We start from the raw sequence: 24,652 nt of genomic DNA, 5'->3' as shown, positions 1-24,652 counted from the left end.
CACCCATTTTACCGAGAGCTTACACCATACTGGTTATCCTAGTCTTTAATGCCAATCAAAATATTGGGTGCGATCGCAGTCATAATAAAGTTTAAACTTGGGTTTAGCCTAAGTTTAGGGGTGAAATGGAGCCAACCTCAGAACAATTGAAACAGTTATACCGAGTCTTGACTTGGCTAACGCGAATGTATCTCCCGGTTTACCTAGTTACCTTAGATGAGCGAACAGATAACATCGTAGTAATAGCAGGTGAAGAGACAGTTGTAGTAATTAATCCAGAAGCAGAGGTTGATTATGAATAAGCCTAACTTTAGAGAAATGACACGCAAGCAATTGCGAGATTATATTTTACAAAATCGTGGCGATACCGAAGCAATTCACGCCCTAGCATTGCACGTTCAGTCTAATGGCAAACGTCTCAATTCAGTAGATGAACTACAACAAGTCATCCAAGAAAAACGTAACCAAGGTTTAGAGCCATAGCTAAAAAAAATCATCATTCCGTTAGGGAGCTAAGTAGGTAGGCAAGATAAAAGCAAACTATCTAACGAAAAGTAAAATCTCTGTATTTGGCTCGTAGTTGCGCTTTAGCGCTAAAGCGCACGAGCTAGTGATGATTAATTTGCGCCCACTTACTTATGCGATTTTGTTAGGTTGTAGCGAATAAAGCTGGGAAAAAAATTGCTTAACCAACTTCCCCAGCCTCCCCAATTTTTCTAGAATAGTATTGGCTCACCAGAGGTAATATCGGAATTTTGAGATGTCTGCAACTTAGTTTGAACACTATCAATGATTGCTAGCCAATCAGCATCTCTGTTCCATTCAGAGCGAATCCTGGTTTTAGTCGCCGCGTCGTAGAGGTTACAAAAAACCACATTCTCTTTTCCAGCAATTGCAGTAATAATCAGGGGTTTAGAAAAGTCCTGGACACATGATGCAGCTAAAAGAAAAGTTTTAGCAAAGTTAGTTTCTATCCCAGTCCTAACAACATAAATTTCATCCGCCCTAACAACGATGTGTAACTTAACGTTGTCCTTCCCCTTAAATTCTGTCGTTTTTAATTTCAGTTCAGATATATACCCAGTTAGCCCTGTTTTGTGGACAGGAATAGTTTGATCATTATTGATATCGTAATTATACCACAAGTAGGATTCCCCGTTTAATTCTCCGCTTTTCACATACAGATAAATAGGTTCTGGCGGGTTACAAAGACCTAGCTTAATTTCAGTAACCATGTTCTATGTTCCTTTATGACAGATAAAATTTTTTTGATATTTCGGCAAATTCAATATTTTTTAAACTTGTGTTTAACTGAAGAAAAATAATAAATATACAAAAGGGCATCTACAAGAGATGCCCGTCATGCAGGAAAACCCCAAAGGGTTGTCCCTACACCTTCCCAACAATCAGCAACAGTAACTAATTAAGTATTAGTTACGCTTGTAATAGTAATCTTATTAACTTGAAACTATAAATGTCCCCAGTGCATACACTGAAAAAGAAATGATGGATATTTAAAATTGCTGTTTGTCATTTCCTGACTCATTTGGATGAGATGCAAGCCTATCGTGTAGCTTATAACGATATATTACTCCACAAATAGCAGCCAAAATTAACCATGAAAAGGCATTCAAACGAAAATCGAATATGGTTACATCTACTGTGTTCAATAGAACCCACGCAGCAAAAGCCAGAAGATAACTGAAAAATATCAATCTGTCTTCTTTATTTATATATTTTGACTTTCGGAGTAATTGGACACCTGTAATCAAAATCCAAGCGAGTAAGCCAAAAAATAACAGAGTACTGGGAAAACCAGTTTCAGCAGATAACATCAAAAACAAGTTATGGGGATGACCCAAGCGAGTATGCATCTGGGCTTTGTAGAATGTACTAAAACTATGTAACCCCCAGCCAGTCCAAGGATGTTCCTGAGCTAAAGACCAGGCAAACTGCCACTGAGTTTTTCGCATTAAAGCGACTGGTCTATCAGGATACATGTCATCATTTAACCTTGCCCAAAAGAAGGCAGGAACGTAATGACGAAAAAATTGAGCGACGGGCGAAGGAGCAAAAGCTGCCAAAAGCACACTAGAAGCGATCGCAGTCACGCCCCCCACAAGAATGCGCCAACCTTGGTAAAGTGCATAAGCTAAACAGGCAAAAATAGCGATCGCCCACCCATTGCGCGAGTTGGTAAAAATCAAGGTGATGAAATTTATAATCATCGCCACGGTTAGGAAGAGAAAGGGGAGTGGGGAGTGGGGAGTGGGGAGATGAGGGGGATGAGGGGGATGAGGGGGGAATGACTGTTTATTTTTGACTCTTAGTTGCTGATAGTTTTCTAGCCACAACCCTAAACCAAGAATGAAAATTATCACTAGATAAGCTGCGAAGGTGTTAGCGTGCAAGAAGAGTGAGGCTATGCGACCTGGCGGATTTCCTCCTGGTACGATTATCCAATTGAACACAACCCATAAAATCTCTAAATTCAAACTCCAGCCCAAAAATAACTGCCCCAAGCCGATAATTATCAGGGGCATAGAACCGATCACCAAAACCCAAGCCATTTGCCGCAATTGGGTAAATGTTTGAATCAGGGCGCTATGGGCAACGAAAAGTAAAAAGAACGGTAAGAAATTAAATAAGCCGAGGAAAGCTAATGTCTTGCCATCGGCAAATCCAGCACTCACCAGCAGCAAGACACTCAAAAGGGCAAATCCCCAGTTGAGAGGGCGGCGACTAATTTTGCGGGATTGTTTCAACCAAGTTATTAATGATACAAAACCGATAGTCACAGCCCCCACTAGAGGACTCAATGGGAAGATTAACAAAGCCCATAGAGAGTAGTTCCAAGCAGATTGCCAACGAGACTTAAAATAGTCAAAAACCTTGTTCAAGCTGGCTCCCAACATTCCTCACGAGTGAGGCGAATTTGAGCTAAGGTGAAAATAGTCGGGATAATCCGACCATAGTTAGTGGCGATCGCTCTCCACCCTAAATCTGCAAAAAACCAAGTCCACATTATCGGCCCAATCACAGCAAACATAGTGCGGGCTGCTCCATAACGAGCTGCATTCACAGTCATACCCCGTTGCGCCATTTGCATACCTACATAGCTTTGAAATTGCGTTGCAGCTGCTTCTGAGCCTGTAATAGCCGCTTGTTTGGCTACTTCATAAGTAGCAAAGTGGATGGCAAATTGACGGGCAATCTGCTTAAGTACAAATGGCTGGAGCATGGAACTAACAGCGATCGCACTACCACCTTTGAAAAGTAACCCCAAGGGGTCACGTTGCAATAAAAGTGGTAGGGGTTCTTTTAGTTCTGATTTGACAAGCTGACGCTGCACTTGTACAGTCAATTTTTGCTTTTCCTGTTCAGGTAATTTTTTCCACACCTGTCCTAGCAGATGCAAAAATACTTCTGCTTCTAAATCAATGGTTGGCAGCCGATTAGAATAGGTAATTTTTAGATACTTACATACGTGAACTAACGCTTCTCGGTAAGTAACCTGGCCTGTGCGTCCCCGCAATACTGTCATCCCGTCTGCCGCCAAAAAGCGAAAGCGACCCTCTAGTGAATCTAGCCAAGCTTTGCGGTCTTGGCTTTGTACTTCGATGGGTTCGGGTGTGTGTACATAGTCTAAGGGATTGAACTTACGACTAAATAGAATTGCGGTTAAATCTTGCAATTCTTCTTCGGTCGCTAACTCTAGCGCCGCCCTCATTTCATCCAATGTCCCTTCCTCCCTTCTATGCAGCTTTGTGTACTTTATTCTACTATTAGCTTTCAGCAGTCATTAGTAGTAATTTTGTCCTTTGATAATAACGAATAACTAATACTTCGGCTTACCTCGCCTTCGGCTCCATTGAGCGACTTGTACTGACTTGTACTGAGTCCAGCCGAAGTAGTGTAGTCAAAGTAAGTCGCTCACCACAAGTGACCAATTACTAATAACCAATGACTAGGGACTATTGACTCATAACTGATATTGTAGTCATTGGTGCCGGAATAGCCGATTGAGTCCGCGTCTATATGAAAAAACGAACCGCTTTGCAAAAGCATCTCGTTAGAGAAGGACAGGAAGGAATAGCAGTTTTAGAAAGTTATTGCCTAAGTACTATAAAAGTAAAATATCCACTGGAGTTTAGATTAGATGGGTAATTTTAAACTCCAAATAATGAAAAAACTCCAGAAATTTTTGTGACAAATCTGGAGCCAGGAAAGATACGCATTTACCTATACCAAATTTTCACCGTCGGAGAATCCTACGTCATCAGGGTATACACTCAAATCTAGATAAAAGTCTATGAGGATAAACCACTGTGCTTCTGCAATCTACATAAATGGTATTTTTTGTCAATGCGTCAGTTCTAATAACTTTTCTGTGGGAAGTAACGCAAAACAGCCTCAGACGAACTGAGGCTGTTTTGCGAGAGTTATTTGGCATGAGGGGTACATCAATAACTGAAACTGATGCCCCATGTTTAGATATAAATAATTCAGTATGCATCCCTATTCAGGCGTGTTTTGGCATACCCGGATGATTTAGAAAATTGCGACACCGAACAGTCGGTGGTAGACATCGCTTTTTCCAAAAAAACTCCAGATGCACTTAATGCATCTGGAGTAGTAACAGGTTTCTAACATCAATCAATTTTCACTTATGCGATCGCTAGATGTCGTTAGAGTATATACTCAAATGTATTTATGTCTGTTCATCCGCAAATCGACCCGCAAATTACCTTCATTTATACCCTTAATATCATTCTATCTAAGTAATTACACCAAAAAAACTCGATTTGGAATTATGGCTCGATTAAGAAAACTGTCAGAGTTATACTGTCAGTAGTTCTGAATACTTAGGTTTGTGTCAAGCAAGTGAAATATCAACTCCTCCAGCCGACAAGCAATCAAGTGTGATTTTTAACGAAAAAATGGGTTTAAAGCCGTGTTGTTCTCCGACGGCTTTTTCTTCATCTTCAGGCTTCTAATCAAGTCTCTAATACCAAATTCTGTATGAAGATGCGCTAAACCATATTTAAGTACAAGAAAGAAAAACGAACCGCAAAGTCCGCAAAGAACACAAAGAAAGAAAGAAAGAAAGAAAGAAAGAAAGAAAGAAGAAGTTAAGAGGGTTTGGGGCAGCCTCACAAAGAAATGGTATAAGAACATCAGTTTTTGTTCGGCCTACTGATTCACAATAGTCTTGAAGAATTAGTCAATGAGTTGTGGGGTAGGAATTTGCGTATCAATATCTGCTTGAGAGAAAGTGGGAAGTAACCAGCTACTCTCACCCGCCTTGAATACTTTGGCTGGTTCAACATTCAATTGAATTGCACCAGTAGCTGGATTGGTTGTAGCAATAGACTGTGTACCATCGACAAAATTGACGGCGATTGGTTGGGTTAGTTGTTGTGGTTGAGCGTTTGGGCCTAGAACCACTTGAGAACCTGCGGGTAAGTAAATACCATCACAATCCCAATCATCATCTGTAATTTTTCCTGCGCCCAAGAAGTAGAGTTGGGTTGGAGATTTTTTTGGTTTATTGGCATAGACAGCCAACGTCTTTCCTGTTTCATTGCGGCACTGCGCCCGCTTTCTAGCTGTTTCTATGACATTTTTCTGAAGCTGCAATTGTGCCAGTCGCTTCTGAAATTGCTCAGGTGTATAACCCGCTTGCTCAGGTGTATCCTTTATAGTTAGAAGTTGATTAAGCGCCTGAGTTACTTCAGCATAGTCAGCCCCCTTAGTAAAATCCTTGCCCGCCCAAGAGGGTTGAGCAATTAACAGGTTTACCATCAACACGAGAGCGACAAGAACAATTTTGAGAAACTGCATATTTTTCTGCTTTTTTTGAAATCAGTGTTCAGTGCTACTGAAACTTTACCAGATTTCAAAGTTTTGAAGCGTTAGTTGACTAATAACAATTTGAGATTTTGGATTCAATCGTCAAACTCTTAACTGAGTTACCGCAATATTACCGGAAAAACATACATCTACATCGCTACCAGGAGTGCGATCGCGTTTGCCATATTCCCCTACATAATAAAAATTATCGCCTTCAATTCGATAGTTTACTGGCAAAGGTCTGTTACAGGGTTGGCAAAATACCATATTCGGATCTGGTTCTCCTGATTGCAGATGCGGCAAGTTCACATTCCAAAAGCTTCCCGGTTCTAGGGGACGGTGGAGTAACTCCGCTAAAACTTCAACTGTGAATTTAGCAGCCATATCCCAATCAAAATTCTGCTTGGCTTTGCGATATTGAGAAATGGCAATTCCAGGAATACCGTGCATTGCGGCTTCCCGCACCGCAGCCACTGTGCCAGAAATGTAGACATCGACTCCTAAGTTGCCCCCAGCGTTGATCCCTGAAAGCACAAATTTGACATCTGCGCTAATTTGTGTTATGGCAATTCTTACACAATCGGCGGGAGTGCCTGCGATCGCATATTCAGTCTCAGAACGTTGCTGGAGGTTGATGGCACGAGTGGTGGTAACTTGATGTCCACAGCCAGACTGAGGATCGCAAGGAGCCGCGATAATAGCATTTTTGCCGTTTACAGCTTTCACCAGCGCTCGGATACCGGGGGCATCAATGCCGTCGTCGTTAGTTAAAATTATGGTCATTTATATATTATATTGATATAAATTTAGCTAAAATATCCCAAAAATGCAGATATCACCCATCAATGGGTATAGCAGGAAAAGCTACTTGCAGATATGAAAAAATATGCTTAATTCTGCCAAAAATATTGATTATACGATATCATTTATAGATTTTTTGCAAATACCGCCCCAAGTTTTTGGATTAATCCCCAAAATGGGCGGTATTTTTTGTCATTTTAATGCTTGCAACCTCCCTCATCACAAGTTTGTGCAATCAAAAAATCCCGTAAAATATATATCTGCTGGCAGTAACAGAAACTTTATACTGAAAAAAATCGGGAACGAGGTGATTTTTGCAGTGATTCTGTAGTATTTTTGGTGCAAGTCTGTCTTAGGGATCACACGATGAAACAGCTCCTCAAACAAGTATTTAACAGTCAAAAACACCTCATCCGGCTAATTCTCCCTTTGGTGACGGTTATTTTAGCAGCCTCGCTGTTTGCCGTACCTGCTTTTGCTACAGGTGTGAATCAAATACCCAACCTCACAGCAGGGAATAACACCTGGGTTTTAGATCAAGGTGAAGTTATTAGCCGTCTGAATGAAGGTAAGATTAACACCGCTTTCGAGGATTTGGCAAAACAAACAGGTAAGGAAGTTAGAATTGTTACTGTTCGCCGCCTCGATTACGGTGAAACACCAGAAAGCTTCACCAAAGAACTGTTTGAAAAATGGTTTCCCACAAAACAAGCCCAAGCGAATGAAATTTTATTGGTTATTGATACGGTTACTAATGGTACTGCCATTATTACTGGAGATGAAGTCAAGCCAATGCTTACTGACTCTATTGCCGAGAGTATAGCTACTGAAACAGTAAGTGTGCCGTTACGCAATGGTAACAAATACAATCAGGCATTTCTCGATGCCAGCGATCGCCTTGTCGCCGTTCTCTCTGGAAAAGCCGATCCAGGCCCACCAAAAATAATTGAGAATGTACAAGTAGAAGGCACCTTCAAGAAAGCAGGCGAAACTGACCAAGGTAACGCCACTGCTTGGGTAGTAGGATTGTTAATTGCCGCCACTGTTATTCCAATGGCGACTTATTACATCTATCAGATAAATCAGCCATCATCTAATGGGTAATGGGAGAGTAGGAGTTAGGAGTTAGGAGTTAGGAGTTAGGAGTTAGGAGTTAGGAGTTTGGAGTTAGGAGTTAGGAGTTAGGAGTTTGGAGTTAGGGGTTAGGGGTTTGGAGTTTGGAGTTAGGAGTTTGGAGTTAGCAATTTCTAACTCTTAGCTTTTAACTCTTAACTTTTAACTCCTAACTCCTAACTTTAATCTTGAACATACTCTTGCCCTGTAACTAAAGCTACCTCAGCCCTGACAAATTCTCGACCCAAATAAGCTGCATGATCTAATTGAGTTACAGGAGGGGGCTGAGTTTCTTCAAAAATCTTCACGCAAAGTTCTTTCGCTGTCCTCGCACTAAAAACGGTTGTGTGGGTTCGTTCTACCTTTTGTCGCGCCGGAATTACCTTTCCCGTTTCGGGATCGACAGCTAAACCGCGATCGTCAATCACATTTGTAAAATGCTTGGCATAAATTAATCCGGCATCTCGATCCAAGTAAATAATGAAATATCCACCGGGATCAAGATCAATATGACGATGGGAAAGTTTATCATCAATTGCGGCTAAATCTTCAACTATTAAATCCATAAGCATTCTAAAAAGAAATTTTCTTTCTTGAGGGTTTTTTCACTCTATATCAAGTGTAATTCGTCGTTCCCTCTCTGCCTTGGCAAACTTTTAAGAATCTTGGTTACTAAATGGCAACTCTGCATTAATTGCCTCAATCTCCTGCTGTTCGAGTTGATTCACTTCCTTAATATAGGGACGTAAAATTTGTGCTAAACGATTATTGTAAAAGCGGTGCAAACTGTGATTGGGCATAGCGGGGAAACCACGGCGTTTTTTGTGCCGCCCGCCCGCGCCAGGATCAAAAAGTTGGATATTGTTAGCGATCGCCCACTCAATCGGCGCATAATAGCAAGCATCAAAATGTAAGCAATCTATTTCTTCAAAACTCCCCCAATAGCGTCCATAGAGTTTGTCATCTTTAAATAAACAAAAGGACATTCCTAAAGGATGAGAGTTATCTTGCTCGCTATATGCAGCAACAAACAAGACTCGATGCCGATAATCGGCGTGTAACTGCTCAAAAAACCTCCGTGTGAGATACTTGCTACCCCACCAGCCAAACTTATCACAGGTGTCAGCATAGAATTGGTGCATCAAAGGAAATAAAGACTGAGGAATTTCATCACCAGTCAGGGGTTGCAATCGCAAACCTGCTTTTTCCACAGCTTTGCGTTCCCGCTTGATATTGCGGCGCTGATTGGCGTTGAAAACTTTCAAGTAGTCATCAAAAGTTTTAAAGCCAGCATTTTCCCAGACGTAGCTGTGGTGTAGCCAAGTTGTAAAACCATGCCGTTCTAGCATCGGACGCCATTGGGGATCGACGTAGAGAAAATGACATCCAGAAATTCGATTTTTGGCGCAAAAAGTGTCAATTTCATGCACCATCATCGCTGTGATTTCGTCTTCATCTTCTCCTGGGGCAATTAAGAAGCGATAGCCTTCGGCAGGAGTAAATGGTGTCATTCCCAGCAATTTTGGGTAATATTGAACCCCGATGCGGGAGGCTAACTCTGCCCATTGATGATCGAAAACAAATTCACCAGAACTATGTCCTTTGAGATAAAGTGGCGCAGCAGCAATCAGCGTTCTATCTCGCCACAATGTCAAGTGATTCGGCAACCAACCAGCTTTAGCCGTAGCACTATGGGAGGTTTCGAGATTGTTCAGCCACTCCCATTCTAAAAACGGCGTTTTGAGTGGCATTGCCAAAGCATTCCAGGCATTTTGGGGTACTTCAGCAATTTTGTTCGTCCAAACGACAGAATAGCGAGGCTTAAGTTGTTCCACTTTTTAGGAGAGTAGGGAGTAGGGAGTGGGGAGTGGGGAGTGGGGAGTGGGGAGTTAGGAGTTAGGAGTTAGGAGTGGGGGAGATGAGGAAGTAGAGATTAATTTCTTCTCAATGCCCAATGCCCAATGCCCAATGCCCAATGCCCAATGCCCAATCCCCAATAACTTTATTTAGCGTAATCTAATCTGCTGGTCGTTGCAGGCGATAGTGCAAAAAGACTTCTTGCTCAACTGCATGAACTTCTAGCAGTTGCAGCTTGGGAGCTAAATCGGGTAAAAATCCTTTCCCATCCACGGGTGTGGGTGCGGTATTACCACCTAAAATCAACGGACAGACAGTTAGCCATAATTCATCAATTAAATCTAGTCCCAGCAAGGAAGCGACTAATTCACCTCCACCCAAAACCGCCAAGCGTGTTATATGTAGAGTGGCTAGATGCTTTAAAGCTGCACAAATGTCTATTTCTCGCGTTGGTGTTTCAAAAACCAAAATTTGCTCAAATTCTGGAGGAGATTGTTGTGCTTTGGTTCCCATTGAGGGAAGCGTCCTTAAACGTCCTTTCCATGAAAGTTCTCCTGCTGTTGTCGTGATTAGCCAGCGTCTAACTGGTTGCTTAAAAAATTTAATTTCCGGATTGAGGTTTGCAGAGTGTGTAGTCACTATATAAACTGGCTGCGGAGGCTTCCCTTCTTGCGCCCGAAGTTGCACTAGACTTGGATCTGATATAGTAAGTGTTGTTCCGTAAGCCCAAAGAGTACCAGCACCGAATAAAACCGCATCAGCAGCAGCGATTTGTTTTTCTAAGTGTGCTTTATCCACCTTTGAGCCAAACCGAGCAGGCGATCGCCTAAAATCTGCTATTTTACCATCTGCACTCATTGCTAAAACAACTGTAGTGTGAGGACGATGTTGCAACATTAAACTGATTTGATAGTTTGAATATTTTTTTTGCTCGTGTGTAGATTCTCAAAAAAATCCATGCCTGCAAGCTACTATTTTACAACTTCACTACTGTATTTATATGCAACACAAACTGCTTTTAAATCTAGCATATCTTAATTTTGGTATACCGCGTTTCTTTTTGAATCATAGCAATTTGTTAATTTTAAACATTGAAAATAAAATTCTGATACTTTAATAAAATGTCTCATCTAGCTCATCTAATTACATATCTTTGCTGTTGTGGTTTGCAGATGCAAAGTGAGACACTTGATGACTAATTACCGCCAGTCTTCTTTTCGTCGAATTTTAGTAACGAGAATACTGCTTCTGTTCGTTCCAGTTTTACTTATAGGCGAGATTGTTGCCTTGAATAAGGCACGTTCTAGCATATTGGGAACTGCCCGTCAAAATTTAACAGAAAGCGCTATCAGTAAAGGGGAGAGAATTGGAGATGCGATCGCTATCTTAAAAGCTACTTTGCTGAGTGTAAGTAAAACAACGGTTATTCCGTCTGCGCCTATACAAGAGCAAGAAATTCTCACGCAGCTAAAGCAACAACTTCCACCCAGTATTGAGTGCATCCAATTAACGAATCTCTTAAGCCAGAAAATAGTTGCTAGTAGCTGTGAGGATCAAGCAATAGGAGAATTGAAATTACCTTTGCCTAGTGATGGAATTGATGTCAAAGCAATCTTCCCCCCAAAGGCAGGAATAACTGGAAAAAGAAATGCACAAAATCAATTGCAAGTAGTGTTATCTGCACCAGTCTTTGATAGGCGAAAAAATTTATACAGCTTAAGTATTCAGTCTGCATTTTACCAACAAACCAGAAATGCGCCGGGATCGCTCACAGGCGCTATGGTAGTGATTGCTGAAGATGGCACAATTTTGGCACACCCATTCACAGATTGGGTGGGAACTAATATTAATCAGCACCCAAATGCTTCCCAACTCAAGAGCATAATTAAAAATGCAATTGCGGGGGAAAACAATTCGATAAATTTGTCTTTTACACAGGGGAACGAATTAGTCGCTGGTTATACGGCTATTGCAAATCCACTTACCCAACAGCAGCAGCAAAAATGGATAGTCTTAGCTGTTTCTAGTGTCGATAATGCGCTTTTTGGTTTAGAGGAAATAAAACTAATTCTCATCGTTTTGACAGTTGGTCTGATTGGTGCAAGTTTGGTAGCATCTTTATATCTAGCTCCTTACTTAGCACGTCCTGTAGAAGAATTGCGAGACTACGCTCTAAATATTCACTCTCACCACGCCGCCCAACCAGTTCCGCACAATTTTCAAATCAGAGAATTCAATCAACTGGCCCAAGCATTAGACCAAATGGTAGAACGGCTCAAAGCTGGCTCAGAAGAACTAGAAATAGCTTGGAAAGAAGCAAAAAGCGCTAACCAGATTAAAAGCCAGTTTTTGGCTACGACTTCTCATGAATTGAGAAACCCATTACATACTATTATTAACTGTATTCGCCTGGTTGAAGATGGCTTATGTGATAGCCGACAAGAAGAAATGGAGTTTCTTAAACGTGCCGATGAAACAACGATTCATTTGCTAAATATTATTAATGATTTACTCGACATTTCTAAAATCGAAGCAGGTAAGCTTTCTGTAGTCACCACACCTCTTGACCTCCGACAAATATTGTTAGAGGTGATTAATTTACAATCAGTTAATGTTCAACAAAAGGGCTTGCAATTGAAATGCGAGTTAGATTCTCAAGCAATACCAATTAAGGCAGACGCAGGAAAACTGAAGCAAGTGCTGATTAATGTTATCGGCAACGCCACTAAATTTACCGACGCAGGAAGCATCACCATTGCTACAGAAATTCAACATAGTAATGCTAAATCTCAAGTGGTGGTAATAGTTAAAGATACAGGTATAGGAATTGATCCCACACAACAGCACAAACTATTTCGCCCCTTTGTGATGGTGAATGGCACAACCACGCGCCAGTTTGAAGGTACTGGACTGGGACTAGCAATTTCACGAAACTTAATCGAACTCATGGGAGGCAGCATTACTCTTGAAAGTACAGGACTTCATCAAGGTACGACACTGAAGATTATCTTACCTTTGATTGATATCTCGTTGTTACCTGTTCTCAATAAACAAGAAAATGTAGAGAATCTTAGATTTTCCTCTGGGAATGAGGGGGCAAAAGCAAGCAACTACCCCAGCCTACAGGAGTCTGGGAGAAGTCCGTCCTTGGGGATCAATAAATCTGTAAAAGCAGGTGTAGACAAAGAGAAGTCCTCGAAGTTGCAGGTGTTACTTGGGAACGAGACTTACGAGATAAGTCTTTCGCCGCAGCAAACCCTCTTGGTAACTCTTCCAAAAACAAAAGTTTATGCAAATGGGGGTTTTGAGAGGTAATTCTCGCTACATCTTAAATGAAAATAAAGAAACTTGAATCTCAAGGGAAAATTACGTCTCAAGAAAAATAGGTTGGCCGCCTTGTCCAAGAGATGCTGTTAGAGCAGCAAGAATTTCTACTAACTGTGTGCCTACCCAGCCCGACGAAACCTCTGAGGGAGTATTGTTGAGAACAGAGACAACAAAGCAGGAGCAAACGCGCCCCAATGGTTCTCCTGGTTCTAATTCCAGCACTACCTGCCTTTGATTTACAGGAATAAATTGATTACCCTGCTGTTCAAATTCCCCATGTATCAGGGTTAGAGGTGATGATTGCGACATCTCATCAAAAATCAAACTACCAAGGCTCCCCACAATTCCCAGCCGTCGCTGCTTATCAGGATTCAGCCAGCACAAGTGAATATAAGCTTGAAAGCCATCTGGGTATGTCAGTGTTAGCCATACGAGGTCAGCCAAACCTTGGGATGAGGGGGATGAGGGGGAATAAATATTAATTGACTCCCTCATCTCCCCCTGCTCCTTACCTTCCTGTAGCCACACCGTACCCGTTGCTTGTACTTTCACAGGGGTTTGACCTAGCCAAGCGTTAAAGATAGCAATATCGTGAATAGCTAAGTCCCACAGCGCATCAACATCTTGCCGGACAGGCCCCAAATGGGTGCGCGTTGCGTAGCCATAGCGTAAATCACCTAATTTACCCGCTTGTACTACAGTTTTTCCTTGCTCAACTGCTGGGTGAAATAAATAAGTGTGGTCAACCATTAGTATTAAATGATGCTGCTCTGCCAAATGGCAAAGTTCCCGACATTCTGCTGGTTTGAGAGTTAGGGGTTTTTCAGCTAAAACATGGTATCCCTGTTGGAGAGCATCTTTAATTAAAGCATAGTGGGTGGTAGCTGGAGTTGCGATCGCCACCCCTATCAACCCTGGAATTTTCTTTAAATCCTCCCACTTGGTTGTTAATACTACATGCTCGTCTAAATTAAACTGCTGTTTTATCGCCGCTAATCGTTCTGGATGCGGGTCTACTACAGCAACTACATCTACTTGGGGATGTGCTAAAAAATTTCGTAGCAGATGCACTCCCCAACGCCCAACTCCGATGACAGCAATTTTAATTTGGTTTGTCATTTGTCATTTATCATTTGTCATTTGTCATTAGTATGCAAGGGACTTGGGACAAATGACCACTGACAAGCAACTGAATTATCAGTTTAGGGACTTCCAAGAAATAAATTATCCAAATAAACGAACCACAGAGGCACAGAGAACACAGAGAGAAGAGGAATAGAGAGAGTTTTTGCGTCAGTTTTGGAACATTTTTTTATTTGGAAGTCCCTTATCAGCCGTATTTTTGGTTCAGGGTATTTCTGGTTGAGGAATGGCTAAAAAGGCTACCTTAGCTGCGGCTTGTTCAGCAGTTTTGATTGAGCGTCCCTTACCAACTCCTAGCTTGTTTCCGTGTAGCCAAACTTCAGCCACGAAACGTTCTTGATTCCGGTGCGGTTGAGTGATTTCTACAACCCGATACTCTGGTAAAACTTTAAATTGTGCCTGAGTCCATTCTTGGAGAGCAGCTTTGTAATTAAGTCTGGCAGGATCGAGGCGAATTTCTGTTGTTAGCTCTTGGAAGTGGGGATCTAGCCAAGAGCGGATCAGTTCCAGATTTTGAGTACTTAAATAAAGCGCACCGAGAACTGCTTCAAAAGCATCTGCCAATCGTGACTCTAGACCAACTTTATCAGCAGTAGCACTACCAGCGATTAGTAAGTATAACTCTAAACCATAAACTCTGGCTAATTGGGCGAGGATGCGATCGCTCACCAACACCGAACGAATTGCCGCAAAATCCCCTACTGGACAATCGGGATAATTTTCCCATAACACAACAGCCGACACCAGCCGTACCACTGCATCGCCAACAAACTCCAGTTGTTCATAATTTGCCGAATCAGAGACAGTGGGATGAGTTAGCGCTAAATCCAGCAGTTCCCACTTTATCGGTGCTTCTACCGACAAACCTAATTTTTGGACTAAACTTTCGAGTTGCCGTTGACGGCGTGGATAAGCAAGGGGCATTACATGATAAGGGGAAAGGGGCAGGGGGCAGGAGGAAACTAATAACTCCTAACTTTTAACTCAGCACTAAAATAGGCGTAGAGGCAGGACATAAATACTAGGTATCTATCTTAATAGTTCTCGGAGTAATACTCTAACAACTTTTAACTACTTCCCTTTATTTCTATTTAGCTTCTCTTGGATAGCTTCTCTACAGAATTCAGGAGGGTTATCTTGTTGCTGCACTTCATCTTTCATGGATTTTGTCATGCGTAAATTCATCTTCTCAGTCAGAGGTTCTTCTCTGTCAGTCTTGAAACCATAATTTTTAATATCTGGATTACCGCGATTATCTTTAGACACTTTACGTTACTTAATAAAGCTGTACTAATGTGGAAGCATATTGAATAATGATTAATTGGTGGATGAAACTTTCTGAGGGTATGCATCCACCGATTCCCACTTTTACAAGAGGTAACTCTATTTTATGTTCACACGCACGGAATTAGAAGTTAAAAGCTTGAGAGCGTTACGCGATTTGTGCCTGATACAGTACGGCATCCAAGCAATCGGGAACCCTGCTGATAAGACATCCTACATTAACGCACTCCTAACCTTCCCTGTTGTAGCTTGCAAACAAGTGTCAGAAAATAAAGGATTAAAATCTCCTATGTTCTCTCAAGTACAAGCGCTAGAAGCAACGCTAGAAGCTATGGGAACACCGACACCAGAGCAGTCAGCATTGCTCAAAGTGACGATGGAGGGAAGGAAGCTAGAGTACCCAGCACGGTACAGTCAAGAAAAGCTTTTTGGACTCTATCGGGTTAAATGGCATCTGGATACAGCATTAGAGATCCTGGGAATGCTCTAAATGATGAATTAACGATGTCTACGACGAGCTTCGCTTACGCACACCCGCACAAAAAATAATAGAGTACAAACCGTGAAAGGTTCATACTCAATTAAAGGGGAGAGAGCAGGACATAAGCCGGGTTCTGTTCTCTTGCGAGGGCAGTTATCTATCTGGGACGCTTGTTACCAAACGCCTCTAGCGGCTCTCATTGAGCGGAACTGGTAAAAGACCAACCGTAGTTCCTATCGCCTTGCTTCCAACCGGGGTTTACCGAGCCAGCACCTCTCGATACTGCTGGTGCGCTCTTACCGCACCTTTGCACCCTTACCAAATTTAGTTAAGAGTTATGAGTGATGAGTTAAGAGTTAATAATTCCTAACTCCTAACTCCTAACTTGTTTGGCGGTATCTTTCTGTGGCACTATCCTCACGATCGCTCGCACTGGACGTTATCCAGCAAGTTTGGTCTTTCGGAAGTCCGGACTTTCCTCAAACCAGTGACTATCACTGATCTGCAACCGCCTGCGCCTACTCTCTCCTTAGATCCAGTGTAATCTTTGGAAGTCCCTAGTATGCTGACATGGCATTACTTTTTTTTATTCCAAGGTAAAGCGTAAGTCCAAGGTAGTTTCCTGACTGTGAAAGGACAATTGATAATGCTAATAGGAGGAAAATCACGACCTGGAGCTAGACCTAAACGTACCTCAGATATCCTTAACACCAGTTGCAGGGAAAAGTCCAACTCCTTTCTTCTGTTAATAAAGTCGTTGTACAATTTTTTTTGCAGCCCGTTGATATCAATTAGTGGTTTTTTTGCTGAATAGGTTCCAGCTACTTGATCGCGTTGGAAAACATCTTCTGCTGTCACCGTTTCCGAAAGTGTTTTCCTGGGAGCAATCAGGCTTGGACTTTGGGGTACTGCTAAGTCGCGGGTTAAATCTGGTGATTTTCTAATTACACGGCGCGATTGCTTGCTATGTTCAACTACTAAAGAACTGTTGTCCCAGTCAACATATACAGCAACATTATCAGATTTATTTTCAATGCTAATCGATAAATCTTTCAAATCGTCAATTGGATATGAGGATTTGAGTTTAAAGGAAATGCCAACTTTATCGTCGAGATTGTTTTCTTTGAGTTGCTCGTCAACGATTCCTTTTTTAAACTCAAACTTAATTTGATCGTCGATGGATTCAACCATGCGGTTAAAAACGTATGAGACACCGATAATATAAATCGTTAAAACTACTAAATTCTGGTCGCTACTCCTCATAACTTAAAATATTAACTCCCGGTGCTAATGTAATGTATACTTGAGTCACTATCCATCTACAATTTTTAATTTCGCTTGGTTACTACAGAATTTTGCAGCCAGCCTCGTCGCCAAAAAAACAATAGTAATCCAAGTGCGATCGCCCCCATCAGTGTCAAGCAAGCTGGATAGCCCCAATACCAATTCAACTCAGGCATATTATATGGCGATTTTTCCGTATTGAAATTCATACCATATATTCCGGCAACAAAAGTCAGTGGAATAAAAATTGTTGAAACTACCGTTAGTACCTTCATAATTTCATTCATTTTATTGCTGACTGCCGAAAGATACACATCCATTAATCCAGATGAGAGTTCTCGGTAAGTTTCCACCATATCCATCACTTGTACCGTATGGTCATAACAATCTCGTAGGTAAATTCGCACTTCTTCAGTAATCAAATCTGGAGCATCTCGAATTAAAGAATTAATTGCATCTCGCTGAGGCCAGATAGCACGACGTAGTTGCAGTAATTCTCGCCTAATTTGATAAATGTCTTGGAGTGTTTGTGGAGTAGGTTTAACTATTACCTCTTCTTCTAACTCTTCGATTCGCTCCCCATAAAGCTCTAGTACTGGGAAAAAGCCATCAATAATTGCATCTAACAGAGCGTAAGCTAAATAATCCGCTCCTTGTTTACGGATGATTCCTTTGTTTTTTTCAATCCGCGATCGCACCCCTTCAAAGCAATCATGTTGTGGTTCTTCTTGGACTGTCAACAAATACTTTTTCCCTAATATCAAACTCACTTGTTCGCTGTGAAAACCACATGTTCTTTCCTTTGGTACTACCATCCGCGAAATGAATAGCAATTGGTCTTCATAATCCTCTGTTTTGGGACGCTCCGGTACATTAACTACATCTTCTAAAACTAAAGGATGTAATTGAAAAACGTTACCCAATCGTTGTAATATATCTTGACTGCCCAAACCTTGTACGTCTACCCAAGAAATCGATTCCATCTCCAGATAGGGGATACATTCTTCTGGGGTTGCTATTTCTTCGCGGATAAAATTGGTTTGGTTATAGTCAATCAAAAAAATTATTGGTGGTGGAGCATCTGCATCAATAAAAATAGTTCCAGGTAAAGTCCCTGGTTGGTGATGGAACTCATCTTCATATATCCTAGTGACGATTTTCGGAACGCGGCGCAGTTTTCGTGCCATGTAATACTACCTAATTGTCATTGGTCATTGGTGATTTGTCATTTGTCATTTGGAAATAACAAAAGATATAAGGATAATTTACACATTATTTTACAAAAATTAATCTAATAACGCTAATTTCTACTAATTTCTAAATTATGCAATTATTTAGATTCCTAATTTGATTTGGTCATCAGCATTTTGCTATTAGCCAATCAAGTATCAAATCTAGGGGCAATTCATGAATTGCCCCTACAGAAAATCAAGGCTTTCACTGCCTTGAAAGCGTAAGTCCTATACAGATAACATATTGTTCCTGAATCAGCAATGATAGATATAAAAAACAGTTTGCCTTGGCAAGACAAACTGCTGAAAAAATATTTATCTGGGTGAGCAGAAGTTAGAACATGCCCATGCCGCCCATGCCACCCATGCCGCCCATGCCGCCCATACCACCCATGCCGCCCATGCCGCCCATATCAGGGGCAGCAGCAGCAGATTTCTTCTCTGGCTTTTCAACAACGATCGCTTCGGTAGTTAAGACCAAACCAGCAATAGAACCAGCGTTTTGCAAAGCTGAACGCACGACTTTTGCAGGGTCGATAATCCCAGCAGCAATCAAGTCTTCAAATTCGCCAGTAGCGGCGTTGTAGCCAATGTTGATGTCGCCATCCCGGACTTTCGAGACGATTACAGAACCTTCAGCACCAGCGTTGTCTGCTATTTGGCGCAAGGGGGCTTCTAGCGCTCGTTCGACAATATCAGCCCCAATTCTTTCTTCGTCATTTTGTAGAGTCTTTTTAATCTCTTCTACCTTTTTAGCTAAGTGAATTAGAGTTGTCCCACCACCAGGAACAATACCTTCTTCCACAGCAGCTTTAGTAGCGTTCAGTGCGTCTTCAATTCGCAGTTTCCGGTCTTTGAGTTCGGTTTCGGTTGCCGCACCCACTTTAATCACTGCCACACCGCCAGCAAGCTTGGCGATGCGTTCTTGGAGTTTTTCTTGATCGTAGTCGGAATCGGTTTCTTCCAACTGTCTGCGAATTTGAGCAATCCGTTTTTGTACTTCTGGCTTAGTGCTACTACCAGCGACAATTGTAGTGCTTTCTTTGTCAATGGTGATTTTGCGGGCAGTTCCCAGCGCTTCTAAAGAAGCGGTATCCAAACTTAAGCCGATTTCTTCAGAAATCAACTGTCCATCGGTGAGAATAGCAATATCTTCTAACAAAGCTTTGCGGCGATCGCCAAATCCAGGTGCTTTAATTGCAGCTACAGCTAGTACACCCCGCGCTTTGTTCACTACCAAAGTTGCCAAAGCATCACCTTCGACATCTTCAGCAATAATCAGCAAGGGCTGACCAGAACGGGCGACTTTTTCCAACACTGGCACTAAATCTTGGATGCTGCTGATTTTTTTATCTGTCACCAAGATCCGGGCGTTTTCAAATTCGACGATTTGCCGCTCGTTGTTGGTGACAAAGTAGGGAGAAATGTAACCCCTGTCAACCTGCATCCCCTCAACTACTTCTAGTTCAGTTGTGAGAGATTTAGATTCTTCAACGGTTATTACACCATCTTTGGTGACTTTTTCCATTGCTTGAGCTAACATTTGGCCAACTTCTTCATCGTTACCAGCAGAGACAGTTGCAACTTGAGCGATCGCACTACCTTCTACTGGCTTGGCTATTTTGGCAATTTCTAGTACCAGTGCCTCAATAGTTTTGTCGATCCCGCGTCTTAAGCTAACTGGGTTACTACCCGCCGCCACGTTCTTCAAACCTTCCCGAATCAAGGCTTGTGCCAAAACTGTGGCGGTGGTTGTCCCATCCCCAGCGACATCTTTAGTTTTTGAGGCTACTTCCTGGATGAGTCTTGCACCAGTATTTTCTAAAGGATCTTCTAATTCAATTTCTTTGGCAACAGTGATACCATCGTTGACAATTTGAGGTGCGCCAAATTTTTTCTCTAAAAGGACATTGCGACCTTTAGGCCCCAAGGTGATTTTTACGGCATCGGCAAGGGCGTTAACACCCCTTTCTAGAGCTCGCCGAGATTCCTCGTCAAATGCAATAATTTTCGCCATGTTTAATTTCTCCAGCGCTTCCATTAGACAATTTAGCACTCACAGCGCCAGAGTGCTAATCTCCCAATTGGCTCAAGTTACAAATGGAAATAAAAAAATTGATTAATATACAGGTGATGCTCATATTAGATCCAGGCAGTAATGCTTGAATTGGGAGATGAATCTAGACAACTCCCTTAAGTCCCTTGGTATTGCCGACCCTAGCGGCACCGGCTGGTTGGCGGTAGTATTTACATTCCTCTTGGCTTGCGTTGTAACGTGGCGTTTAATTCCGACAGTACGCAAATTCGCCTTGCGGGTAGGTTGGGCTGACCAACCCAATGCCCGAAGGCTCAACCGAGAACCTTTACCCAATGCAGGGGGGCTGGCTATCTACGCGGGTGTAATTGCCGCGCTGGTATTAGCTAGCCTTTTACGACCGATTGAACTGCAAAACGTATTGGCTCAGGTGCTTACTATTCTGTTGGGGGGTTCGATATTAGTCCTTGTAGGCTTTATCGACGATCAGTTCGGCTTACCGCCCTCCGTTCGATTGTGGGCGCAAATTATCACCGCCCTGTTGCTGGTAGCTAATGGGATCAGCGTCAAAGTATTGTTTGGCACTCCCATCGACTCGCTGCTGTCGATCTTGTTAACAGTAGTATGGGTAGTAGGGATTACCAACGCCATCAACTTAATGGATGGGATGGATGGCTTGGCAGGAGGGATCAGCTTTATTACCGCCATGAGTTTGTTAGGCGTTGCAGCCCAATTTAACAATCGGGCGGCGGCAATTTTGGTACTTGCAGCTTTGGGGGGTGCAGCACTAGGCTTTTTGCGTCATAACTTCCATCCGTCACGGATTATTATGGGTGATGCTGGAGCATACTTTTTTGGCTATGTGCTGGCAGCAACTAGTATTTTAGGGAAACTGCAACAAAACACAGTTTATGCGCTAATTCCTACGGTTTTATTTTTGTTGTTACCAGTGCTAGACACCACTCAAGTATTTGTACGGCGCATACTAGCAGGAAAGAACCCTCTGAGTACTCCTGGGAAAGACCACTTGCACCACCGCTTACTTGCTTGGGGACTCTCCCAGCGCCATGCTGCCTTCACGCTTTGGTCAATTACCTTAGTTTTCAACCTGCTGGCGATGAGAATACAGGGTATGAGTTGGGCTGTGATCGCAGCTACCGCTAGTAGTATTATCATTCTTTTGGGCTTTACTATCTGGCAAAGGATACGTCAACAGCCTTAGTTCCTTGTAGGGTGGGCATTGCAATGCTAACCCTACGATGTTTTATTCACTCCATCAAAAATTCAAGCTTGAGTTAAATTATCTTGCAACCAAGCAACTAAATCTCCTTCTGTGGAAAAATCCAACAGTGCCTCAGCTAAATTCTCAAGCTGTTCGATAGATAGTTGACTGATGCGCCCTGACAATTGCTGACTCAAATTGCCAATGCGTCGTCGCAGCTGACGGATAACTACCTCTAGAGTCTGTTCTTGCCTAACTTCATCACGGACTTCCTCATAAACTTCATCATGGACTTCCTCATAAATTCTGGTAGTTTTGATATCAAAATCACCGAGTCCAAACATTTTTATCAACTCCTGACGACTGATACGCGGTAGTTTGTAAACTACAATTGTTTCTATTAAATCTAGCACTTTTTGTTGAAGTGCTTTATCGCTGACTTCTGAACGTGTCTTTGTAATCAAACTTTTGACTAATAGGGGAGTTTGTTTTTTATTTACAACTACTAATTTGATAATACCAACTCCCAAGGAATGTTCAGTTACTTCTCCAAGCTCGTTTAGATATAATCTTGTTACCAGTTGGTCGAGTAAGACTCGATAGGGTTGTACTTCGGTTGGTTCAACACTGCGACGAGGAAATATAACTACTGCTCGCCAATCTTTAGTAGGTGCGTAAAGTCGTAAATAGAGAAAAATTTCGGAAAATAACCGAGCGTAAAATTCGTGATCTTTTTGAAATTGAACCTCTACAAAATAAATCGGCTGACTGCTACTATCAGCAACAGGAAGAAAGACTCCATCAATACGAAATGCTGTTTGTTTTAATTCTACTGAAGCGAAATTATATGCATTGGCTTCTGATGCTTGCAAATTAATTAATTCAAAAAAAGCACTGGGGAAAGTTTGAAATAAACGATAGAAAATGGAGTCGGTTTTCATGCTAGTCTGTCAAGTTTGATTTAATAAGTTTTTGGGTAACGCATTGCCTCAACCCAACCTAGAAATATTCTTAACTTCTCAGGACTTACGCAAAAACTCTCTCAAACTCTTATTCCTCTGTGTCGCGCCAGTTGCTTCTCCCAAGGGGAGACGCTGCGCGAACAAGTCGGGGAACCCGCAAGGGCGCACTGGCTTCTCTGCGTCCTCTGCGGTTCGTTTTTTGGTAATTTTGCGTAAGTCCTACTTCTAAATAAAAAAATACTCAACTACTTATTGTGGGGTGGGCGACACGAACGCCCATATATAAGGGCGGGCTTTTCGGCCTACCCCACAAGATTGGCTAATTTATTTGTTGGAAGTCCCCGACTATTTAGGCCATTACCATACCGCCATCAACGTTAAATACTTGTCCGGTGATGTAAGTGGCGGCAGGGTCGGCGGCGAGGAAACGCACCATTCCAGCGACTTCTTCGGGTTGACCGAAGCGACCGAGTGGGATGTATTTGAGAATCTCTTCGGGGTTGTTGAGATCGCTGGTCATGTCGGTGGCGATGAATCCAGGGGCGACGGCGTTAACGGTGATCCCGCGAGTCGCTAGTTCTTTGGCAACGCTTTTAGTGAAGCCGATTACACCTGCTTTGGCGGCGCTGTAGTTTGATTGACCTGGGTTGCCCATTTGCCCAGCGACGGAGGTAATGTTGATAATCCGTCCCGATCGCTGCTTCAACATAATTTTACTGACGGCGCGTGTACAGAAGAAAACACCAGTTAAATTAAGGTCTATCACTGCTTGCCAATCTTCTGGCTTCAAACGCAAAAGCAGGGTGTCGCGGGTAATACCTGCATTGTTGACTAAGATATCCACACGGCTGAACTTTTCCATAACGGTTTTAACTAGTGCGTCTACTTGATCGCCTTTAGATACGTCTGCTTGGATAGCGATCGCCTGACCTCCCGCTTCTGTAATTTCTGTAACAACTGCCTCAGCAGCAGCACTAGAATTGGCATAATTGACCACTGCGATCGCTCCTTGTGTGGCTAATTCAATGGCGATCGCTCGTCCAATCCCTCGTGATGCACCTGTGACAATTGCGACTTTATCTTGTAATAGTGTCATTCAATGTTCCTCAATCTTAGAAATACTGCGCTAATTATCTTATGGTGATTTAGGGAACATCTGAATATTGTCTGAATATGGAATCACGCTTTTCGAGTTGAGAGCGAGTTTTTCCAGAAATCAAATCATAGTCTTATACACACAAACAAGAATAATATACTAATTTTATTATAATTATTTAAGATTTTTTGCTGGCAAATCATTCTAAACTTTATCTAAGTTGAGAACTGTAGTTTTTACCCTCTCCCTAAATCCCTCTCCCAAATCTGGGAGAGGGAGTTTGAAATTCTGGCTCCCCATTCTGGCTCCCCTTCTCCCAGATTTGGGGGATAGGTTGGGGGATGAGGGCAAATCCTTTTCGTCATGGAAGAACTATAGGTTTCAAGATAGACGTGGTTTATATTGATTAATTTAATCCTTTCCCAACAAAAACCCATGAACCTATACCGCTTTTATTTTCAAAGAATTACTATTGAAACAAACAATTGAAAATCGGTGTGTGTCACATGGCAACTAAAAAGCAATTTAACAGCTTTGAAGAGATGCTGTCTGCTTCTGATGTACCTGTATTAGTAGATTTTTACGCTGACTGGTGTGGGCCATGCCAAATGATGGTGCCAATTTTAGAGCAAGTTAATCTCCAACTTAAGGATCGCCTGCGAATTGTCAAAATTGACACGGAAAAATACACAGATTTAGCTAGTCAGTATAAAATTTCCGCTCTACCAACTTTAGTACTATTTAAGCAGGGTGAGCCTGTGGATCGGATAGAGGGAGTGATGCAAGCACCGCAGTTGGTGCAATATCTACAAACAAAGGTTTAAGCTAACACTTAAAATTTGGATTTTAGCTGCCAGAGGCGCGGAATATCGCGTCTTTTTTAGTGGGATAGCACAGCTAGCTGTTGCCCTACAAATCACCGTGTAAAATATTAAGTAAATATTAAGCATTTCTACTTGTAT

General features: G+C 42.2%; 23 protein-coding genes and 1 other RNA gene. 7 read left to right on the top strand and 17 right to left on the bottom strand.

Going from position 1 to position 24,652, the window contains the following annotated elements; translation table 11 throughout:
* Positions 1 to 125: 125 nt before the first annotated feature.
* A complete protein-coding gene (locus V7K73_RS16825) occupies positions 126 to 302 on the top strand; it encodes a DUF6888 family protein (protein WP_334761876.1) in 177 nt (58 codons plus the stop codon).
* On the top strand, positions 295 to 483 hold the full coding sequence (locus V7K73_RS16820) for a DUF6887 family protein (protein ID WP_229461752.1): 189 nt from the start codon (positions 295 to 297) through the stop codon (positions 481 to 483). The genes V7K73_RS16825 and V7K73_RS16820 overlap by 8 nt, the downstream gene beginning before the upstream one ends.
* Before the next feature lie 233 nt (positions 484 to 716).
* Here the strand turns inward: V7K73_RS16820 and V7K73_RS16815 are convergent, their stop codons facing one another.
* The 5 genes from V7K73_RS16815 to surE form a co-directional block, all read right to left on the bottom strand.
* On the bottom strand, positions 717 to 1,235 hold the full coding sequence (locus V7K73_RS16815; protein WP_334881737.1) for a hypothetical protein: 519 nt from the start codon (positions 1,233 to 1,235) through the stop codon (positions 717 to 719).
* Between the two features lie 279 nt (positions 1,236 to 1,514).
* Entirely contained in the window at positions 1,515 to 2,915 is a 1,401-nt protein-coding gene (locus V7K73_RS16810; protein ID WP_334881736.1) for an O-antigen ligase family protein, read from the bottom strand.
* Positions 2,897 to 3,739 (bottom strand): YaaW family protein, encoded by an 843-nt coding sequence (locus tag V7K73_RS16805; protein WP_334881735.1) that lies wholly within the window; start codon positions 3,737 to 3,739, stop codon positions 2,897 to 2,899. The genes V7K73_RS16810 and V7K73_RS16805 overlap by 19 nt, the downstream gene beginning before the upstream one ends.
* A gap of 1,481 nt (positions 3,740 to 5,220) precedes the next feature.
* Positions 5,221 to 5,844: a hypothetical protein gene (locus V7K73_RS16800; protein ID WP_334881734.1), complete on the bottom strand. Its 624-nt coding sequence runs from the start codon at positions 5,842 to 5,844 to the stop codon at positions 5,221 to 5,223.
* 111 nt (positions 5,845 to 5,955) lie between these two features.
* Positions 5,956 to 6,636 carry a 5'/3'-nucleotidase SurE gene (gene surE / locus V7K73_RS16795; protein ID WP_334881733.1) on the bottom strand — a complete coding sequence of 227 codons (681 nt, stop codon included), beginning with the start codon at positions 6,634 to 6,636 and terminating at the stop codon, positions 5,956 to 5,958.
* A gap of 384 nt (positions 6,637 to 7,020) precedes the next feature.
* Between surE and psb32 the strand changes: the two genes are divergently transcribed.
* On the top strand, positions 7,021 to 7,758 hold the full coding sequence (psb32, locus tag V7K73_RS16790) for a photosystem II repair protein Psb32 (protein ID WP_334881732.1): 738 nt from the start codon (positions 7,021 to 7,023) through the stop codon (positions 7,756 to 7,758).
* Positions 7,759 to 7,949: 191 nt separating this feature from the next.
* On the opposite strand, the gene V7K73_RS16785 is transcribed toward psb32, so the two are convergent.
* The 3 genes from V7K73_RS16785 to V7K73_RS16775 all read right to left on the bottom strand — a co-directional run bounded on the left by V7K73_RS16785 (position 7,950) and on the right by V7K73_RS16775 (position 10,521).
* Entirely contained in the window at positions 7,950 to 8,333 is a 384-nt protein-coding gene (locus V7K73_RS16785; protein ID WP_334881731.1) for a DUF4346 domain-containing protein, read from the bottom strand.
* 90 nt (positions 8,334 to 8,423) lie between these two features.
* Complete coding sequence (locus tag V7K73_RS16780; protein WP_334881730.1) at positions 8,424 to 9,602, bottom strand: GNAT family N-acetyltransferase; 1,179 nt, start codon at positions 9,600 to 9,602, stop codon at positions 8,424 to 8,426.
* A 181-nt stretch (positions 9,603 to 9,783) separates the two neighbouring features.
* On the bottom strand, positions 9,784 to 10,521 hold the full coding sequence (locus V7K73_RS16775; protein ID WP_334881729.1) for a RibD family protein: 738 nt from the start codon (positions 10,519 to 10,521) through the stop codon (positions 9,784 to 9,786).
* A 294-nt stretch (positions 10,522 to 10,815) separates the two neighbouring features.
* On the opposite strand from V7K73_RS16775, the gene V7K73_RS16770 reads away from it, so the two are divergent.
* Positions 10,816 to 12,939, top strand: coding sequence for an ATP-binding protein (locus V7K73_RS16770; protein WP_334881728.1), 2,124 nt, complete (start codon positions 10,816 to 10,818; stop codon positions 12,937 to 12,939).
* Positions 12,940 to 12,990: 51 nt separating this feature from the next.
* Here V7K73_RS16770 and V7K73_RS16765 read toward each other — a convergent pair whose 3' ends face one another.
* From V7K73_RS16765 to V7K73_RS16755, 3 genes are all read right to left on the bottom strand, one after another.
* Positions 12,991 to 14,070: a Gfo/Idh/MocA family protein gene (locus V7K73_RS16765; RefSeq protein ID WP_334881727.1), complete on the bottom strand. Its 1,080-nt coding sequence runs from the start codon at positions 14,068 to 14,070 to the stop codon at positions 12,991 to 12,993.
* Between the two features lie 228 nt (positions 14,071 to 14,298).
* A complete protein-coding gene (rnc, locus tag V7K73_RS16760; RefSeq protein WP_334881726.1) occupies positions 14,299 to 15,018 on the bottom strand; it encodes a ribonuclease III in 720 nt (239 codons plus the stop codon).
* A gap of 147 nt (positions 15,019 to 15,165) precedes the next feature.
* Positions 15,166 to 15,360: a hypothetical protein gene (locus V7K73_RS16755; RefSeq protein WP_334881725.1), complete on the bottom strand. Its 195-nt coding sequence runs from the start codon at positions 15,358 to 15,360 to the stop codon at positions 15,166 to 15,168.
* A 124-nt stretch (positions 15,361 to 15,484) separates the two neighbouring features.
* Between V7K73_RS16755 and V7K73_RS16750 the strand changes: the two genes are divergently transcribed.
* The gene (locus V7K73_RS16750) at positions 15,485 to 15,868 is read left to right on the top strand and encodes a hypothetical protein (RefSeq protein ID WP_334881724.1); all 384 of its coding nucleotides are present in this window, start codon (positions 15,485 to 15,487) and stop codon (positions 15,866 to 15,868) included.
* 98 nt (positions 15,869 to 15,966) lie between these two features.
* Here the strand turns inward: V7K73_RS16750 and rnpB are convergent.
* From rnpB to groL, 4 genes are all read right to left on the bottom strand, one after another.
* Positions 15,967 to 16,384: RNase P RNA component class A (gene rnpB / locus V7K73_RS16745), an RNA gene on the bottom strand.
* 51 nt (positions 16,385 to 16,435) lie between these two features.
* The gene (locus V7K73_RS16740; protein ID WP_334881723.1) at positions 16,436 to 17,122 is read right to left on the bottom strand and encodes a hypothetical protein; all 687 of its coding nucleotides are present in this window, start codon (positions 17,120 to 17,122) and stop codon (positions 16,436 to 16,438) included.
* A 65-nt stretch (positions 17,123 to 17,187) separates the two neighbouring features.
* Complete coding sequence (gene corA, locus V7K73_RS16735) at positions 17,188 to 18,330, bottom strand: magnesium/cobalt transporter CorA (protein WP_334881722.1); 1,143 nt, start codon at positions 18,328 to 18,330, stop codon at positions 17,188 to 17,190.
* A gap of 379 nt (positions 18,331 to 18,709) precedes the next feature.
* Positions 18,710 to 20,392, bottom strand: a complete 1,683-nt coding sequence (gene groL / locus V7K73_RS16730; protein WP_334881721.1) for a chaperonin GroEL — start codon at positions 20,390 to 20,392, stop codon at positions 18,710 to 18,712.
* 157 nt (positions 20,393 to 20,549) lie between these two features.
* Here groL and V7K73_RS16725 point away from each other — a divergent pair, with 157 nt between their 5' ends.
* The gene (locus V7K73_RS16725; RefSeq protein ID WP_334881720.1) at positions 20,550 to 21,632 is read left to right on the top strand and encodes an MraY family glycosyltransferase; all 1,083 of its coding nucleotides are present in this window, start codon (positions 20,550 to 20,552) and stop codon (positions 21,630 to 21,632) included.
* Positions 21,633 to 21,694: 62 nt separating this feature from the next.
* Here the strand turns inward: V7K73_RS16725 and V7K73_RS16720 are convergent, their stop codons facing one another.
* On the bottom strand, positions 21,695 to 22,573 hold the full coding sequence (locus V7K73_RS16720; RefSeq protein ID WP_334881719.1) for an Rpn family recombination-promoting nuclease/putative transposase: 879 nt from the start codon (positions 22,571 to 22,573) through the stop codon (positions 21,695 to 21,697).
* A gap of 370 nt (positions 22,574 to 22,943) precedes the next feature.
* Positions 22,944 to 23,690, bottom strand: coding sequence for a 3-oxoacyl-[acyl-carrier-protein] reductase (gene fabG, locus V7K73_RS16715; protein ID WP_334881718.1), 747 nt, complete (start codon positions 23,688 to 23,690; stop codon positions 22,944 to 22,946).
* 506 nt (positions 23,691 to 24,196) lie between these two features.
* Between fabG and trxA the strand changes: the two genes are divergently transcribed.
* Positions 24,197 to 24,514, top strand: coding sequence for a thioredoxin (gene trxA, locus V7K73_RS16710; protein WP_334881717.1), 318 nt, complete (start codon positions 24,197 to 24,199; stop codon positions 24,512 to 24,514).
* The last annotated feature ends 138 nt before the right edge of the window (positions 24,515 to 24,652 follow it).

It is taken from the genome of Nostoc sp., from assembly GCF_036916975.1.
In the GTDB taxonomy this organism is placed as follows: Bacteria; Cyanobacteriota; Cyanobacteriia; order Cyanobacteriales; family Nostocaceae; genus Nostoc.
The sequence above is the reverse complement of the archived record's forward strand: the minus strand, read 5'-3'. Positions and strand labels throughout refer to the sequence as shown.

What these genes read in the sequence shown, in the direction of transcription:
- V7K73_RS16825 (WP_334761876.1), top strand. Translation starts at nt 126, where the DNA reads ATGGAGCCAACCTCAGAACAATTGAAACAGTTATACCGAGTCTTGACT.
- V7K73_RS16820 (WP_229461752.1), top strand. Translation starts at nt 295, where the DNA reads ATGAATAAGCCTAACTTTAGAGAAATGACACGCAAGCAATTGCGAGAT.
- V7K73_RS16815 (WP_334881737.1), bottom strand. Translation starts at nt 1,235, where the DNA reads ATGGTTACTGAAATTAAGCTAGGTCTTTGTAACCCGCCAGAACCTATT.
- V7K73_RS16810 (WP_334881736.1), bottom strand. Translation starts at nt 2,915, where the DNA reads ATGTTGGGAGCCAGCTTGAACAAGGTTTTTGACTATTTTAAGTCTCGT.
- V7K73_RS16800 (WP_334881734.1), bottom strand. Translation starts at nt 5,844, where the DNA reads ATGCAGTTTCTCAAAATTGTTCTTGTCGCTCTCGTGTTGATGGTAAAC.
- surE (WP_334881733.1), bottom strand. Translation starts at nt 6,636, where the DNA reads ATGACCATAATTTTAACTAACGACGACGGCATTGATGCCCCCGGTATC.
- psb32 (WP_334881732.1), top strand. Translation starts at nt 7,021, where the DNA reads ATGAAACAGCTCCTCAAACAAGTATTTAACAGTCAAAAACACCTCATC.
- V7K73_RS16785 (WP_334881731.1), bottom strand. Translation starts at nt 8,333, where the DNA reads ATGGATTTAATAGTTGAAGATTTAGCCGCAATTGATGATAAACTTTCC.
- V7K73_RS16775 (WP_334881729.1), bottom strand. Translation starts at nt 10,521, where the DNA reads ATGTTGCAACATCGTCCTCACACTACAGTTGTTTTAGCAATGAGTGCA.
- V7K73_RS16770 (WP_334881728.1), top strand. Translation starts at nt 10,816, where the DNA reads ATGACTAATTACCGCCAGTCTTCTTTTCGTCGAATTTTAGTAACGAGA.
- V7K73_RS16765 (WP_334881727.1), bottom strand. Translation starts at nt 14,070, where the DNA reads ATGACAAACCAAATTAAAATTGCTGTCATCGGAGTTGGGCGTTGGGGA.
- rnc (WP_334881726.1), bottom strand. Translation starts at nt 15,018, where the DNA reads ATGCCCCTTGCTTATCCACGCCGTCAACGGCAACTCGAAAGTTTAGTC.
- V7K73_RS16750 (WP_334881724.1), top strand. Translation starts at nt 15,485, where the DNA reads ATGTTCACACGCACGGAATTAGAAGTTAAAAGCTTGAGAGCGTTACGC.
- V7K73_RS16740 (WP_334881723.1), bottom strand. Translation starts at nt 17,122, where the DNA reads ATGAGGAGTAGCGACCAGAATTTAGTAGTTTTAACGATTTATATTATC.
- corA (WP_334881722.1), bottom strand. Translation starts at nt 18,330, where the DNA reads ATGGCACGAAAACTGCGCCGCGTTCCGAAAATCGTCACTAGGATATAT.
- groL (WP_334881721.1), bottom strand. Translation starts at nt 20,392, where the DNA reads ATGGCGAAAATTATTGCATTTGACGAGGAATCTCGGCGAGCTCTAGAA.
- V7K73_RS16725 (WP_334881720.1), top strand. Translation starts at nt 20,550, where the DNA reads ATGAATCTAGACAACTCCCTTAAGTCCCTTGGTATTGCCGACCCTAGC.
- V7K73_RS16720 (WP_334881719.1), bottom strand. Translation starts at nt 22,573, where the DNA reads ATGAAAACCGACTCCATTTTCTATCGTTTATTTCAAACTTTCCCCAGT.
- fabG (WP_334881718.1), bottom strand. Translation starts at nt 23,690, where the DNA reads ATGACACTATTACAAGATAAAGTCGCAATTGTCACAGGTGCATCACGA.
- trxA (WP_334881717.1), top strand. Translation starts at nt 24,197, where the DNA reads ATGGCAACTAAAAAGCAATTTAACAGCTTTGAAGAGATGCTGTCTGCT.